Source organism: Polaromonas sp. P4_F4, from assembly GCF_056401355.1.
In genome coordinates this window covers 29,500-44,415 of record NZ_JBFUJO010000017.1, presented here as the reverse complement: position 1 = coordinate 44,415, position 14,916 = coordinate 29,500, and the positions used below count along the sequence as shown (strand labels likewise).

At 63.3% G+C, this 14,916-nt stretch carries 14 protein-coding genes; 10 read left to right on the top strand and 4 right to left on the bottom strand.

Annotated elements, in window-relative coordinates; all coding sequences use genetic code 11:
• Window positions 1–311: 311 nt before the first annotated feature.
• Window positions 312–602 (top strand): GYD domain-containing protein, encoded by a 291-nt coding sequence (locus AC1DUR_RS17495; RefSeq protein WP_477717929.1) that lies wholly within the window; start codon window positions 312–314, stop codon window positions 600–602.
• A gap of 170 nt (window positions 603–772) precedes the next feature.
• Here the strand turns inward: AC1DUR_RS17495 and AC1DUR_RS17490 are convergent, their stop codons facing one another.
• Complete coding sequence (locus AC1DUR_RS17490) at window positions 773–2,797, bottom strand: spermidine synthase (RefSeq protein WP_477717928.1); 2,025 nt, start codon at window positions 2,795–2,797, stop codon at window positions 773–775.
• Between the two features lie 294 nt (window positions 2,798–3,091).
• Between AC1DUR_RS17490 and AC1DUR_RS17485 the strand changes: the two genes are divergently transcribed.
• The 4 genes from AC1DUR_RS17485 to AC1DUR_RS17470 all read left to right on the top strand — a co-directional run bounded on the left by AC1DUR_RS17485 (window position 3,092) and on the right by AC1DUR_RS17470 (window position 6,371).
• Entirely contained in the window at window positions 3,092–4,477 is a 1,386-nt protein-coding gene (locus tag AC1DUR_RS17485) for an FAD-containing oxidoreductase (protein WP_477717927.1), read from the top strand.
• Between the two features lie 268 nt (window positions 4,478–4,745).
• Entirely contained in the window at window positions 4,746–5,219 is a 474-nt protein-coding gene (locus AC1DUR_RS17480) for a hypothetical protein (RefSeq protein ID WP_477717926.1), read from the top strand.
• 438 nt (window positions 5,220–5,657) lie between these two features.
• Window positions 5,658–6,029 carry a hypothetical protein gene (locus AC1DUR_RS17475; RefSeq protein ID WP_477717925.1) on the top strand — a complete coding sequence of 124 codons (372 nt, stop codon included), beginning with the start codon at window positions 5,658–5,660 and terminating at the stop codon, window positions 6,027–6,029.
• Window positions 6,030–6,122: 93 nt separating this feature from the next.
• The gene (locus AC1DUR_RS17470) at window positions 6,123–6,371 is read left to right on the top strand and encodes a hypothetical protein (protein ID WP_477717924.1); all 249 of its coding nucleotides are present in this window, start codon (window positions 6,123–6,125) and stop codon (window positions 6,369–6,371) included.
• 3 nt (window positions 6,372–6,374) lie between these two features.
• Here the strand turns inward: AC1DUR_RS17470 and pcp are convergent, their stop codons facing one another.
• Window positions 6,375–7,052, bottom strand: coding sequence for a pyroglutamyl-peptidase I (gene pcp, locus AC1DUR_RS17465; RefSeq protein WP_477717923.1), 678 nt, complete (start codon window positions 7,050–7,052; stop codon window positions 6,375–6,377).
• 94 nt (window positions 7,053–7,146) lie between these two features.
• Here pcp and AC1DUR_RS17460 point away from each other — a divergent pair, with 94 nt between their 5' ends.
• The gene (locus AC1DUR_RS17460; RefSeq protein ID WP_477717922.1) at window positions 7,147–7,989 is read left to right on the top strand and encodes a 2-keto-4-pentenoate hydratase; all 843 of its coding nucleotides are present in this window, start codon (window positions 7,147–7,149) and stop codon (window positions 7,987–7,989) included.
• 111 nt (window positions 7,990–8,100) lie between these two features.
• On the opposite strand, the gene AC1DUR_RS17455 is transcribed toward AC1DUR_RS17460, so the two are convergent.
• Window positions 8,101–8,745: a DUF4136 domain-containing protein gene (locus AC1DUR_RS17455; RefSeq protein WP_477717921.1), complete on the bottom strand. Its 645-nt coding sequence runs from the start codon at window positions 8,743–8,745 to the stop codon at window positions 8,101–8,103.
• A 238-nt stretch (window positions 8,746–8,983) separates the two neighbouring features.
• Here AC1DUR_RS17455 and ypfJ point away from each other — a divergent pair, with 238 nt between their 5' ends.
• From ypfJ to AC1DUR_RS17440, 3 genes are all read left to right on the top strand, one after another.
• On the top strand, window positions 8,984–9,883 hold the full coding sequence (ypfJ, locus tag AC1DUR_RS17450) for a KPN_02809 family neutral zinc metallopeptidase (protein ID WP_477717920.1): 900 nt from the start codon (window positions 8,984–8,986) through the stop codon (window positions 9,881–9,883).
• A gap of 163 nt (window positions 9,884–10,046) precedes the next feature.
• Window positions 10,047–11,525 (top strand): DEAD/DEAH box helicase, encoded by a 1,479-nt coding sequence (locus AC1DUR_RS17445; protein WP_477717919.1) that lies wholly within the window; start codon window positions 10,047–10,049, stop codon window positions 11,523–11,525.
• 96 nt (window positions 11,526–11,621) lie between these two features.
• Window positions 11,622–12,608, top strand: a complete 987-nt coding sequence (locus tag AC1DUR_RS17440; RefSeq protein ID WP_477717918.1) for a YihY/virulence factor BrkB family protein — start codon at window positions 11,622–11,624, stop codon at window positions 12,606–12,608.
• Between the two features lie 107 nt (window positions 12,609–12,715).
• Here the strand turns inward: AC1DUR_RS17440 and AC1DUR_RS17435 are convergent, their stop codons facing one another.
• Entirely contained in the window at window positions 12,716–13,543 is an 828-nt protein-coding gene (locus AC1DUR_RS17435; RefSeq protein ID WP_477717917.1) for a symmetrical bis(5'-nucleosyl)-tetraphosphatase, read from the bottom strand.
• A 23-nt stretch (window positions 13,544–13,566) separates the two neighbouring features.
• Here AC1DUR_RS17435 and AC1DUR_RS17430 point away from each other — a divergent pair, with 23 nt between their 5' ends.
• Window positions 13,567–14,904 (top strand): hemolysin family protein, encoded by a 1,338-nt coding sequence (locus AC1DUR_RS17430; RefSeq protein ID WP_477717916.1) that lies wholly within the window; start codon window positions 13,567–13,569, stop codon window positions 14,902–14,904.
• Window positions 14,905–14,916 lie beyond the last annotated feature (12 nt).

The following is a 14,916-nucleotide window of genomic DNA, read 5'->3' as shown; positions in this document are numbered from 1 at the left end:
CACTGAGGAGGGCTGTATATGGTGTTTCCGGGTGTTTCCGGGTTACAAAAAAAGGAAAGTGCGAAAAACGCGATCAGTGCGAAGTGAAAAGTGGGCCGTGGGAGGCTTTGACTGCGCGCGGGCCGCCCCAAAAAAAAGCGCGAAAAAATGGCCCTCGCGTCCCTTGATTTTCCGAATGCGGGGGCTATAGTTTTGGTTGGCAAAGGGTTTGTACTCTGAGGCCGGGGCAATGGCGGTCTTCCTCGGCGCATCGGCAATACCCAAGCGACCGCCGGTTTATCCACGCATTCAATACAGCAAGGAGAACGGCAATGCCTGCATACATCACATTGATGAATTTCACTGACCAGGGCGCCCGCACGATCAAGGGTTCACCAGACCGCTTCGAGGCTTTCAAGACTGTGGCCGAAAGCAAAGGCATCACGGTGAAAAGTGTTCACTGGACACTGGGCGCTTACGACCTGGTACTGGTTACCGAGGGCCCCGAAGACGCTCTCATGGCCTTGAGCCTGCAAACCGCCAGCCTGGGGAACGTCCGCACGCAGACGCTGCGCGGATTCACGGTTACCGAAATGCGCAAGCTGCTCGCCGGCTTGCCCTGAAAAGCGTTGCCGCGGTGATGCTCAGCGCGGCAATACGTTGCTGAGTGGCGGACACATGGTGATCGACGTGCGGGTTGATGGCGCCGCCGGGGGCGTGTATGGCCATGTGTTTTCCAGGGAGCTTCGTCGTGGCCGCTGCTTCTGGCCGAGGCCGCAGGCAGGGCTTTGGCTTATTTCAGAATCCCGAGCAGGTTTGAAAAGCTGTCGGTCCAGGGGGCGAAACCGGGACGGGATACCAGCCGTTCACCACCCTGCAGTCCGGCCGGCAGGCTGGCCGCGCTTTCCGGGGGCATGAACAGCACCCAGATCGAATGGCGGCAATAGGCATCGTTGTCCGCCGGCTCCAGCTCATAGAGCAGCGCGGCTTTGCCGAAGTGCTGCGCTGCGGCCGCCATCACCGGCCGCAGGTCCAGGTAATGGTTGGTGATGTGGATGGCCAGCAGCCCCTCGGGCTTCAAATGGCCCAGGTAGGTCTGGATTGCTTCGAGGGTCAGCAGGTGCGTCGGGATCGAGTCGCCTGAAAAAGCATCCATGGCCAGCAGGTCGAACTGCTGCGGTGATTCACGCTCCAGCATCAGTCGCCCGTCGCCGAGCACCGGCACGATGCGTGCGGGGGTGTCGGCCAGGTAGCTGAACTCGCTGCGGGCGAGGTCGAGCACCTGCTCGTTGATTTCGTAGATGCGCATCTCGTCGCCCGCACGCCCATAAACCGACAGCGTGCCGGCGCCGAGTCCGACCACCCCGAGCTTGAGCGGCTGCGCCTGCGGCAGGGCGCGGATGGCCCGGCCAATGCCTGACTTCTCGCAGTAGTAGGCCGTCGGCTGGCGCCGGTGCGCCAGCGCGGTGTATTGCTCTCCGTGGTTGATGCGGCCATGCAGCATGGTGCGCTGCGGCCCGAGCGCGGCATCGGTGTTGTCCTGCACGCGCAGCTGGCTGTAGAAGTTGCGCACCACCCGCCGGTAGCCCTGAACGTACTCCTGCGAAATGTCGCCGAGCCGCCAGCCATAGCCCAGCAGCGCCACCAGCAGCAGCCCGCGCCAGACGGGACGCAGTTCGCGCCAGAGCACCGTCACCACCAGGGCTGCGCACAGGAACAGGCCCAGCGGCAACTCGAAGTAGGCGGTGAAAATCGCGGGTGCCACCAGGCCGACCAGCAGGCCACCCAGCGCCCCGCCCACCGAAAGCATCAGGTAGAACAGCGTCAGGTGCCGCACCGGCGGCTTGCGCCTGACCAGCTCACCATGGCAGACCATGCAGAAGATGAACAGGCAGGCGCAAAGCAGCCCGACCAGGAGCGGAACGTCCATGCCGTTGTCGAGCACGCGGTCCATCGCCAGCAATGCCAGCGGCAGCGCGGCCAGAAACACCGGCCGCACGTAGTAGCGCGGTGCATCGAAGCACAGGATGAAGCTCAGCAAGTAGATGCTCAGCGGCAGCACCCACAGGAAGGGCACCGGCGCCACATCCTGCGTCAGGTGGCGCGTCATGGCCAGCAGCAGGATGGAAGGCGTGGCCGACAGGCCGACCCACAGCAGGCATTCCCGCCACCCCGGCGGCGGCGTCGTTGCCAGCGGGGCCGGGTGGGCGATGGCTGGCGGCGCCATGCGGTGCCATGCCAGCGCCGCGGTGGCCACGCAGGCCACGACAAACATGGCATAGGCAGCCGACCACGACTGGAGCTGTGCCCCGACGGGCAACAGCGGTTCGATCAGCACCGGGTAGGACAGCAGGCCCAGCATCGAGGCCAGGTTCGACAGCGCATACAGCCGGTACGGCCGTGCCGTGGTGAGCGACGCCGAATGCGAGCGGGCGTACCAGGCCTGCATCAGCGGCCCGGTGGTTGACAGCAACAGGTACGGCGCCCCCACTGCCGTGGCCAGCACCGCCAGCACGCTCAGGCCCGGATGGGCCAGCGCCGTGCCCTTCCAGGCCGGATCGGCCACCACGGGCAACGTGACCAGACTCAGCAGCAGCAAGCCCGCATGCACCAGCGCCTGCCGCCGCCCGGGCAGCTTCTCGTGCAGCCAGTGCACATACGCGTAACCCAGCAGCAGCTCAGCCTGGAAAAAGACGATGCAGGTGCTCCAGACCGATGATGATCCGCCAAACCAGGGCAGGATCATCTTGCCCACGATGGGCTGGATCTGGAACAGCAGGAAGGCCGACAGGAATACCGTTGTGGCAAATAAAGGCATGTGACAGGCAGGCAGCGTCAGGCTGCACTCCTGCCCCCGAGTATCTGTGGGTCTGGGCGTTATGGTCAATTGCCGGGTTCGGTCGGTCCTGACAGTGATTGCCAACTGTAGTCAAGCCGTAGTCAAGCTGTAGTCAGCACGAAGAAGGCTCACTATCATTCACAGAGGATTCACAGAGGCGGATACTGTTGGTTGGGTGGTCATGAACCTGCCATAGGGCACTCCCGGGGCATTGCATCCGGGCGCCTCCCTTGTGCTTGTGTCCGTGCCCATCCACGGAAACCGGAGAAGCTCATGCAAGTCGAATCTTTCGATGCCATCGTCATAGGCGCCGGGCAGGCGGGGCCTGCTTTGGCAGAGCGTTGCGCCAAGGAAGGCTTGCGCACGGCGGTGATCGAGCGCGCCCATTTCGGCGGCACCTGCGTCAATGACGGCTGCATACCCACCAAAACACTGGTAGCCAGTGCGCGGGCGATCCACATGGCCAGGCGTGGCGCCGAGTTCGGATTTTCCGCCGGCGATATCCAGGTCAACATGCCGCGCGTCAAGTCACGAAAAGACGAGATCGTCCTGAAGTCGCGCAACGGTGTCTACCAGTGGATGCAGGGCCTGAAAAATGCCGAGGTGATTCAGGGCGATGCAGCATTTGTGGGGCCGCGCACTGTCAAGGTCGGCGAGCGCACGCTGGCGGCCCCGCGGATATTCCTCAATGTGGGCGGCCGGCCTTCCGTTCCGGAGCTGGCGGGTGTCCATGACGTCCCGTATCTGGACAACGCGTCAATCATGGAGCTGACCGAAGTGCCGGAACATCTGGTCATTGTCGGCGGCAGCTATATCGGCCTCGAATTTGCGCAAATGATGCGGCGTTTTGGGGCCCGGGTCACCGTGGTGGAGCGTTCGGCCAAGTTGCTGTCCCGCGAGGACGAGGATGTGTCGGATGGCATTCGTGCCATCCTGGAGGCAGAGGGCATCGGGTTCCAGCTGGAGGCGGAGTGCCTGTCGCTGGCGCGGGAAGGGCGCGGAATTTTGGTCGGCACCGTGTGCGCAACGGAGTCGCCCGCCCTCATTGCCAGCCATGTGCTGCTGGCCGTCGGCAGGCGCCCCAATACAGACGGCATGGGGCTGGACGCCGCGGGTATCCAGCTCGATGAACGCGGCTACATCATCGTTGACGATCAGCTTCGCACCAGTGCCGAAGGGGTGTGGGCCATGGGTGACTGCAATGGCCGGGGCGCGTTTACCCACACGTCCTGGAACGATTACGAGATCGTCGCCGCCAACCTGTTTGATGGCGACCCGCGCCGCGTGAGCGACCGGATCCCGTGCTATGCGCTCTTCATCGACCCCGCGCTCGGCCGCGTGGGCCTGACAGAGCGCGAAGTGCGCGCCAGCGGGCGGGCGGCGCTGCTGGCGCGCATGCCCATGCAGCGCGTAGGCCGCGCCCGCGAAGCCGGCGAGACGCAGGGGTTCATCAAGGCCCTCGTCGACGCAGACACGAAGCGCCTGCTGGGCGCCGCCATCCTCGGGCTCAACGGCGACGAAGTGGTTCACGCACTGGTCGACATCATGGCCGCCGACCAGCCTTACACGGCCATCACCCGTGCGATGCACATCCATCCCACTGTCAGCGAATTGATTCCAACGTTGCTGCAGCAGTTGAAGCCGCTGGAAGCGCTATAGAGGCAGGGCGGCATAGGAGCATAGAGGCAGAGAGGCAAAGAGCAACAAAGGGTGCTTCACCTGTACCAGCGGTTGCCGCAAACAAAGCCGCTTGCGCCGGCATGGCGCGAATGCCGATTCAGCCGTCGTTTCAATCCACCAGGCAGGATGACGCTCACCCTTAGCTTGAACTTTCGACGCGTGCAAGGGTAATAAAAACATGTTCACCGTGCGATGAAAGGCTGAAACATGAAGTTACATTTTGAGCCTCATTCAAAAAAGGTAAGACATGTCTGTTCGTTTGTATTCCGTCCTTGTCGCTTGCGTCGCCATGACCGGTTGCGCATCCATCACCAACGACACCTCCGCGCCGGTTCGCTTTGAAACCTTCAGTGCGGCCGGCGTCGAGATCAAGGATGCAGAGTGCACCCTGGAAAACGACTATGGCAAGCAAAGCGTCAAAACGCCTGCCACCGTCAACGTGCGCCGTTCCTCCAAGGATTTGCAGGTCACCTGTGTCAAACCCGGTGAAACCGATGGCCGCGGTGTCGCGATTTCGCGTGCGAATGCGGGCATGGCTGGCAACATTCTCTTTGGTGGCGGTATCGGTGCGATCATTGACCATAACAAGGGCACCGCATACACCTACCCGCAATGGATACAGGTGGTGATGGGAAAACTGCTGACATTCGACCGCCGGGAAGATGCTGAAGGAAAACCGAACCGTGGTGTGGGCACTCCCCCATCTGTGGCCAGTAATTAACCGGTTCGCTTTTTTTTACTTTTTGAACAAGCCGAACAAGCCGAATAGGCCGGCTTGTCGGTGACGATTGCTGCGTGGTGTTCTCGCCGCCAAATTCCGAACCGACTCGACCCGCCCAGCCGCCGCTTCCAGACGGCCGGTGCCGGCGGGTTTTTTAATGCCCACCCGAATCTGATGGGCTGCATGCCAATGACGTAATGCCGCCAGCTGATGCCCTGGCCAGGCGCCCTTGCAGACCCGCATCGACCACCATCCAGACCCGGCTGGTACGGGTCGGTGCAATGGTGGCAGAACTCGCGCCGTGAAGGCCGATCCGCAGGCGCGGGACTGCAAGCCTGCTTCGCGTTTCCATCCTACAGTGTCACGGGCGCTGCACCGGGTGGCCTTTTGAAAGCTTCGCCTCAGCATGGAGTCGTCAGACAAAAATGGGAGCGAGCGATGTTTTCAGATCATTTGCGAAAAATTCAGGAGATCCCGTACAAGACCCTGCTCGGCGTGGCGGGTGGCTTCGTGATTCTGTGCCAGCTGGTTGCCCTGGCGATGGTGGCGGATGAACAGGTCAAAAAAGCGCAGGTACGCGAGACCCAGCGGATTTCGGAGCGAATCGCCACTGCCCACTGCATGGAAAGCAGCATGGGGGCTGCGCGCCACAGTTGCCTGCAGCAGGCGAAGACCGCCAACCTTCCTTCCGAGGTCGCCGAGCCCAGGCAGAACAGCCAGGCGGTGGCCAGCAATTTCGACGATGGGAGCGGTGCCCTCGCGGCCCATCAGATGCAGGACTTCAGGCCCGCGATGTTCACGCCCCGCTGATGACGGCCCGCTGAAGCGCGGCAAGCGGGGAAGGGCGAAGCGACCAGGCCGGTGCGGACCAGCCGTGCTCAACAGCGGGTAGCATGGACTCCCATGAAGTTCTCCCGTCTGTTCCAGCCACGCAACCCCCTGTTCTGGATCATGCTCGTGCTCAATGGCCTGTCAACGGCATTGGCCTGGGTAGCGCACAACCGCCCGCTCAATGCCTGGGGCGCCTTGCTCGTGAGTGGCTTCGCCATCGGCAATGCGGCCATCGGCATCTGGCTGGCCTGGCGGCTGATGCGCAATGACCCCGCCGCCGATGCGCCGGAGCAGCGGGGCAGACCGACGCCGCCGGGCTAGTCCCTAGCTGACTGCGCCTGCGCTTTTTGTGATGTCGTGCGGCGTTGCCAGCGCGGTGGCTATCGCCACTTGCAGCCCGCGCACCATGTCTTCCAGTGGCAGGCTGGGCGAGCCTTGTTCGGGCAGGTAAGGCACGTGGACAAAGCCCCCGCGCGTGCGTTTGAAGCCGCGCTGCGTGGCCAGCGCATGCATCAGCGCGTAAAACGCGTGGTTGCAGACGAAGGTGCCCGCTGTCTGCGACACCTCGGCAGCCAGGCCCGCGTCCTGCAGGGCCTGCAGCATGGCCTTGATGGGCAGCGTGCTGAAGTAGGCCGCCGGGCCTCCCGGTACGACTGGCGTGTCGACGGGTTGCATGCCCGCGTTGTCGGGGATGCGGGCATCGTTCACGTTGATGGCGACCCTTTCCAGCGACAAGGCGTTTCGCCCGCCTGCCTGCCCGACGCAAATCACAAGCGCTGGCCGGTAAAGACGCAACAGGCGCATGAGCTCCGTCACCGATGTGTCGAACCGGGTCGGCAACTGTGCCGCAATCACTTCGTGGCCCGCGATGCGTGTGGCGTGCAGTGCCTGGACGGCCAGCCAGCTGGGGTTGAGCGCAGGGCCTGCCGGCCCGGCTTCGCCAAACCCGAACGCATCAAAACCGGTGAGCAGCACGCGGGGAGGGGTGGAGGCCGTGTCCATGTTGCCATTGTGAAGTATGGCTGGGGTGTCTCGCTGGGGTCTGCGAAATGGCTCCCCGTTGCGCGGTGGGTCTGGTTGTGGCTAACATGCGGCCATGAGTTCCCCACCCCCGCTTTCCAGCCTCGTGTCCGACCTGTCGCGTGCCCGGCTTCACGCGGAGCCTTTGCGCTGGCCTGCGACGGTACCGTCAGATGTAGGCACAGCCTACGCTGCGGCTCTGGCTGTGCGCGAGGCGCGCTGTGCCGCCGGAGAGCGCGCCGCAGGCTACAAAGTCGGCTTTACCAACCGCAGCATGTGGCCGCGCTATGAGGTCTATGCGCCCGTCTGGGGCACTGTTTGGCAAAGTGGCTTGACGCTGATTGATGCAGGGGCGCCGAACATCGGCAAGGTGCGATTGGAGGGCCTCTGCGAGCCCCGCATCGAACCCGAGATCGTGTTTTGCCTGCGCTTCCCGCCACCGCCCGCATGCACGCTGGCGCAGCTGGTGGACGCCATTGACTGGATAGCCCACGGCTTTGAGATTGTGCACACCCATTTCCCGGGCTGGAAGTTCACTGCCGCGCAGGCGGTGGCGGATGCCGGCCTCCATGCCCACCTGCTGGTGGGCTACCCCGTGAAATTGACCGCAGGTATTGCGCCGGACGCGCTGGTTCAGGCGCTCGCCGGCTTGCGGCTGAGGCTTTACGTGGATGGGGCGCTGAAGGAAGAAGGCGTGGGCGCCAACGTGCTGGATGGGCCGTTGCAGGCTTTATTGCATTTTGTGGAGGCGCTGCGCACCACCCCGGGCGCGCCACCACTGCTGGCCGGTGATCTGGTCACCACGGGCAGTTTGACCGATGCCTGGCCGGTACAGGCCGGGCAACTATGGCACACGGACATTCAATCGCCAGACCCGGTGGCAGAGGACCTCGAGGGGTTGCGCCTGCGTTTTGAATGACATTGATGGCCTCAAGCCTTGATCCCCTGAAACCCTGAAGTCTTTTGGCTGGCGCGCGCTGGAGCGCGGAGCCGCTGGCAGCCCGGCGCAGCCTTTCCAGCCTCAGGAGGATTACTTTTTGATCAACGCACCGGTTTCGCTGTCAAAGCTCACGTTGCGTGTCCGCCCGTTCTGGCCGGGAAAATCGTCAAATACCGCCCGCACCAGGTAGGGCATCAGTGCCGGCAAATCGTCGCTGTCACCTTCATAACTGGCTCGCGACTCGAACACCGTGTGCGGTTTGCCCGGTGGGCTTCCCCGTGAGTCCAGCAGGCGCAGGCGCAAGTTGCCGAGCCACACGATGCGGCTCACCTGGCGGTCACCCACATAGCGCGGCCCGAACGGATCGGGCACCCAGGCCCCCGGAAACACACGTCCGGCCGCATCACGGTACGGGGGCAAAAAAACAGGGTGGTCGTGGTAGACCGGTTGCAGCCAGGTTTTTTGATCGCTGTGGCTGACTACCCGCACCTCGGCCTGGATGCGCCCCACCTGCCCGGGCGGTGCCCGCCGCAGGCCCTGCCTTTCAAGCGCAGCCTGAACATGGCTTTCATAGGTGGCCTGCTCCAGTTCGCGGGTGCTGTCGACCGGGCTGATAAAGCTGAACGTGCTGCCCGCCGCATCGGCGGGCCACTGGTTAAAGCTGGTGACCCTGGCCGTGATCGGGCTGGCGCAGCCGGCCAGCAGGGCCACCAAGGTCACCAGGAGCAGCGCCATGCCAAGGCGAATTGACCGCGCAGGGTGAAAATGTGCAAAAAATGCCATAAAGAGTGGATACATCGGGGTTCAATTTTGTTCCACGCAGCGCATGGCTCTCTAGTAAAGTTGGCTCATGCGTTGAAGCAATTTTGAGGCGTTCGTGAGGCGTCCGGGCTGTCCGGACCATGCGAGCTATTCGGCCTCACCACCTCTCTCTATCTCTCTCTCTCTCTCTCTCTATGCAACTGGGGCAATCATGAAATGGGAAGGCAATCGGGAATCCGACAACGTTGAGGACAGGCGCGACGAGGGTGGCGGGGGCAGTGGTTTTGGCGGCGGCGGATTGCTGGGCGGCCGCAGCATCGGCATTGGCACCATTGTGGTGGCGCTGGTCGGCGGCTGGATTTTCGGCATCAATCCGCTGACCATATTGAGCCTCCTGAGCGGCGGTTCGCCGCCGGCGCAGGTGCAGCAGGTACCGCAACAAAGACCGGCCCAGCGGCCGCCTGCCGATGACCGAATGGCGAAGTTTGTCTCCACCGTGCTGGCCGACACCGAGGACGTCTGGAAAGACGTGTTTGCCAAAGGTGGCGCAAGTTATCAGGAGCCGCGGTTGGTGCTGTTCAGGGGCGCCACGCCAACCGCCTGCGGCCAGGGTCAGGCCGCCATGGGGCCGTTTTACTGCCCGACCGACCGGAAGGTGTATATCGACCTCGGCTTTTACGAAACCCTGAGAAACCGCCTGGGCGCACCGGGCGATTTTGCGCAGGCCTACGTGATTGCGCATGAGGTCGGCCACCATGTGCAGAATCTGCTGGGCATCACCAGCAAGATGGAGCAGATGCGCGGCCGGGTCAGCCGGGCGGAGTACAACGCCCTGAGCGTGCGGCTGGAATTGCAGGCCGACTGCTTTGCCGGCCTGTGGGCCCACAACGCGCAGAGCGCGCGCCAGATCCTGGAGCAGGGCGATGTCGAGGAGGCCATGAATGCGGCCGCCAAAATTGGCGACGACGCGCTGCAGCGCTCCAGCGGCGGTGCGGTCGTGCCCGAGAGCTTCACCCACGGCACCAGCGCCCAGCGTCAGCGCTGGTTCGACGCCGGCCTGAAAACCGGCAGCATCAAGGCCTGCGACACTTTCAGCGCCCGGAATTTATAAGAAATATGGCTGCGGGTCGTGGTTTTCCTGGGTGTGTAGCTATTAAATCAATAGCTGACGGGGCTTTTGGCTTGCTGCCCGCGTCGCTGCATCCGGGCGGCAATACCCCGGTTGGCGGGCAAAAAAGGGGGATTTCGCCCAAAGTGCGACAATAGTGGGTTAAATGACATCTTCCTTTTCCAATCTTTCGCTGGCAGAACCGCTGGCCCGCGCCGTAGCCGAAATGGGCTACGAAACCATGACGCCCATTCAGGAGCAGGCCATTCCGGTCGTCCTGCAGGGCAAAGACGTGATGGGCGCCGCACAGACCGGTACCGGTAAAACCGCTGCCTTTTCGCTGCCGCTGCTGCAGCGCATGCTCAAGCACGAGAACGCCTCGACCTCGCCGGCGCGCCACCCGGTGCGCGCGCTGGTGCTGCTGCCCACACGCGAGCTGGCCGTCCAGGTAGCCGAACAGGTCAAGCTCTACGCCAAGCACACCAACCTGCGCAGTGCGGTGGTGTTTGGCGGCATGGACATGAAGCCGCAAACGCTGGAGCTCAAAAAAGGCGTTGAAGTGCTGGTGGCCACGCCAGGCCGTCTGCTCGACCACATCGAAGCCAAAAATACCGTACTCAACCAGGTTGAATACGTGGTGCTCGACGAGGCCGACCGCATGCTCGACATCGGCTTTCTGCCGGATCTGCAGCGCATTCTGAGCTACCTGCCCAAGCAGCGCATCACGCTGCTGTTCTCGGCGACCTTCTCGCCTGAAATCAAGCGCCTGGCCTCCAGCTACCTGCAGGATCCGGTGACGATCGAGGTGGCGCGCTCCAACGCCACCGCCTCGACAGTCGAGCAGCACTTCTACAGTGTGGGCGCTGACGACAAGCGTCGTGCACTGCACCAGATCCTCAAAGAGCGCGGCATGAAGCAGGCCTTTGTGTTCGTCAACAGCAAGCTCGGCTGCGCACGCCTGGCCCGTTCACTGGAACGCGAAGGCCTTAAAACCACCGCGCTGCACGGCGACAAAAGCCAGGACGAGCGCCTGAAGGCGCTGGATGCATTCAAAAAAGGCGAGGTGGACCTGCTGGTGTGTACCGACGTCGCTGCGCGCGGCCTGGACATCAAGGATGTGCCGGCGGTGTTCAACTTCGACGTGCCATTCAATGCCGAAGACTATGTGCACCGCATTGGCCGCACCGGCCGTGCCGGGGCTTCAGGCCTGGCCGTGAGTTTTGTCGCCAGCAGCGACCAGCGCCTGGTCGCCGATATTGAAAAGCTGATCAAGACCAAGATCGAGCTGGAGCCGATCGAGTTTGATGAAGACCGCCCGCGCATCAGCGAGCAGGGCCGCATCAACGACGGCCGCCGCATGTACCGCCAGGGCAGCGACGGTGAAGAGGGCGCGGGGCGTGAAGCGTTTGTTTCGCGGGAACCGCGTGACCGGCCGGAGCGCAGGGAGCGTCGCGAATACATGCCGCATCGCCAGCCGGCGGCGCCGCGCGATCCGTTTTTTGACCAGCCCTACGAGGCGACCGTTATAGCGGACGCCCAACCAGCCTGGGAAGCCACCGCCAAGGCCGGCCCTGCGCGCAGCAGCGTCTCGGCCAACATCAAGCCCAAGAAAAAAGTCGCTGCGCTGTTCAAGACCAGCGACTGAGATCTTTCCCGTCCGGCCGGACCGTCGGCGCGCACCTACGATTCTTCGCGGGGCCGTCCGGCGCGGGTTCTGCCGCCGTATCCTCATGCTGTCTGAATGACGGCAAAAACCGCCGACACCGATACCGATAACCAGTCCGCTCACCGGCGCCTTTCGGGCCTGCCGGCGGTTGGCCTTTCATCGCTCCAGCACAGGCTCCAGCATATCTACAGACCGCTCTGGCGCGCTGTGGATCAGTGGATTGAGGCCGATGGCCTGCGCATGAGTGCGGCCATGTCCTTCTACGGCATTCTCAGTCTGGCGCCCTTGCTGGTCTTGCTGGTGGCGGTGCTGGGCTGGTGGGTGGATCAGAGCTTTATTGAAATCAGCCTGGTCGACCAGATCCGCAGTGTGGTGGGTGCCCAGGGCGCGCAGGTGGTCCAGCAGGCGCTTTCCAGCGCGCGGGAGCCCTCGCAGGGAATTACCGCCTCGCTGGTGGCGTTTGGCCTGCTGCTTTCCGGCGCCACCGGCGTGTTTGCCGAGTTGCAGGACGCGTTCGAACGTTTGTGGCGACAGGGCAGCGGCAAGGCGCCCCAGCAGAAGTGGTGGTACACCGCCTCCTTGCGCCTGCGTGGTGTGGCTTACATCCTGGCCATCGGCTTCCTGTTGCTGGTTTCGCTCGTGGTTTCCACTTTATTAAACCTTCTGTCGGGCTGGGCGGGCGAGTATTGGCCTGTCGAGAAATTCGCCTACGCCATCAATGAAGTGGCGTCCTTCGGCTTTTCCGTGGCGCTGTTTGTGGCCCTGATGAGAATGAGCGCTGGGCCCAAGCCGGCCATGCGCTACCTGGTGAGGGGGGCGGCGGTAGGTGCGCTGCTGTTTGCGGTCGGCAAGCACCTGATGGCTTTTTACCTGTCTACCGCAGCCGTGGTATCTGCCTACGGCGCCGCAGGCTCCCTGGTGGTCATCTTGATGTGGATTTATTTTTCATCTGCGGTGCTTCTGCTCGCTGCGAGCGTGGCGCGCGCCTGGTCTGACGAGGCTTCCGGCAACGTGGCGCCGCCTGCGGGCGACGCGGTGGTTCGGTCTGAGGTGTCAGGGTAAAGGCGAACGGTAAGAGGAAGGGTAAGAGGCAAGGGCTCCCAGCCTGGCGGCCAGCGTCGCGCGGGCCTGGGTTGACGAGGTTCGCGAGCGGGACGGTGGGAAGGTGTTCAATCTGCGCAGGCCACCGAGATCAGTTCATACGCCGCTGGCGTTGCCCCAAGCCTGGCGGCGGTCAGGCTCCCGCCCCAGACACAACCCGTGTCCAGCGGCAGCAGCAGGCTGCCCGATTTCTGGGCGTCTTGTGCCTTTAGCGCTGACCAGTGGCCAAACATGACCGGCGTGTCTGCGGTTTGACGGCCCGGCACATCAAACCATGGCAGGTAGCCGTGCAGCGCCGCCTCTGCGCCTTCCTTGGTGGCAAACTCCATCACCCCTTGCGGAGTGCAAAAGCGCAAGCGCGTCAGCGCATTGACCACGACCCGAAGCCGGTCCGCGCCCTGCAGGCTCTCGTGCCACTGGTTAGGGGTGTTGCCATACATGTCGCTCAAGAATCCCTTCAGATCGGGCCCGCGCAAGGCCTGCTCCACCTCGGCGGCCAGTGCCATGGTTTTGGCGGTGCTCCACTGGGGCAGCACACCGGCATGCACCATCAGCCAGCCGTGCGCATGGATGGCCATGTTGCGGTGGCGCAGCCACTCCAGCAGGGCGCCGCGGTCGCTGGCCTGCAGGATGTCTTGTGCGGTATCGCTGCGGTGCAGCTTGCCCATGCCCTGCCACAAGGCCAGCAAATGCAAATCGTGGTTGCCCAGCAGGGACTGGGCGGCATCGCCCAGGCGGCTCAGGTGGCGCAGCACGGCCAGCGAGTGCGGGCCGCGGTTGACCAGGTCGCCCAGCAGGTACAGCGTGTCGCGGCTTGGGGAGAAGTCAATCTTCTCCAGCAGCCGCTGAAATGGCGCATTGCAACCCTGCAGGTCGCCAATACAGTAAAGTGACATGTGTTTATTCTCCCTCCGGATTCATGGATTTCCTGCTGATCGTTTTTTTAACCTTGCTCAACGGCGTGTTTGCCATGTCCGAGCTGGCCCTGGCATCCAGTCGCAAGGCCCGGCTGATCGCCATGTCCGAATCAGGGGACAAGGGGGCGCACGCGGCGCTGGGCCTGCTGGAAAACCCCACACAATTCCTGTCGTCGGTTCAGGTGGGCATCACCTCCATCGGCATGCTCAACGGCATTATTGGCGAGGCGGCTTTCAGCGACGGCTTGTCCGTCTGGATACAGAGTTTCGGGGCCGCGCCGCGCGCCGCCGATATTTCCGCCACGGCTCTGGTTGTGACCGTGATCACCTTCATCACCATTGTGTTTGGCGAACTGGTGCCCAAACGCATCGGGCAGCTCTACCCCGAGACGGTGTCGCGCCTGGTGTCGCGGCCCATGATGTGGGTGGCTACGGGCGCCAAGCCATTTGTCAGGCTGTTGTCCTTCAGCACCCACGCGGTGCTCAAGCTGCTGCGCGTTGACAACGCGGGCGAGCGCGGCGTAACCGAGGAAGAAATCGCCGCCAGCCTGGAAGAGGGTGTTGACGCCGGCCTGATCGAGGAACACGAGCACCAGATGGTGCAAAACGTGTTTTTGCTCGACGACCGCTTGCTCACCTCCCTGATGCTGCCGCGCTCCGACATCGAATGGCTGGATGCCTCCGACACGGTGGCCGAGGCCATTGACAAAGCCGGGGCCACCGGCCATTCCTGGTACCCGGTGTGTCGGGGCAGCCTCGACGACGTGATCGGCGTGGTCAATGTGGCCAAGCTGCTGGGCCTGCGCGGCAGGATTTTGTCCTCTCCCCCCGAGCCGGGCGAGAATGCAACCCCCTCGGTGGCCGACCGCATTGGCGCCTATGCCGTGCCGGCCGTGTTCGTTCCCGAAACCCTCACGGGCATGGAACTGATTGAGCAGTTTCGTGCCCGGTCTACCCGCATGGTGTTTGTGGTCGACGAATACGGCGTGGTGCAGGGGCTGATGACGCCCATGGACATGCTGGAGGCCATCACCGGTGAATTGCAGCCTGGTGCCGAGATCGATGCCTGGGCGACTCAGCGCGAAGACGGCAGCTGGCTGATTGATGGCGTCATGCCGGTGTCCGAACTCAAGGTCCGGCTCGATATCAGGGAGCTCCCGGAAGAGGACAGGGGGCGCTACAACACCGCGGCAGGCCTGCTGCAAAGCGTCTCAGGCCGCCTGCTGAAGACGGGCGAGCAAGTCGATTGCGCAGGCTGGCGGTTTGAGGTCCTTGACCTGGACGGCAAGCGCATTGACAAGGTGCTGGCCAGCCGGACGACCGAGTCCACGGACGCTTAGGCCCAATGACTC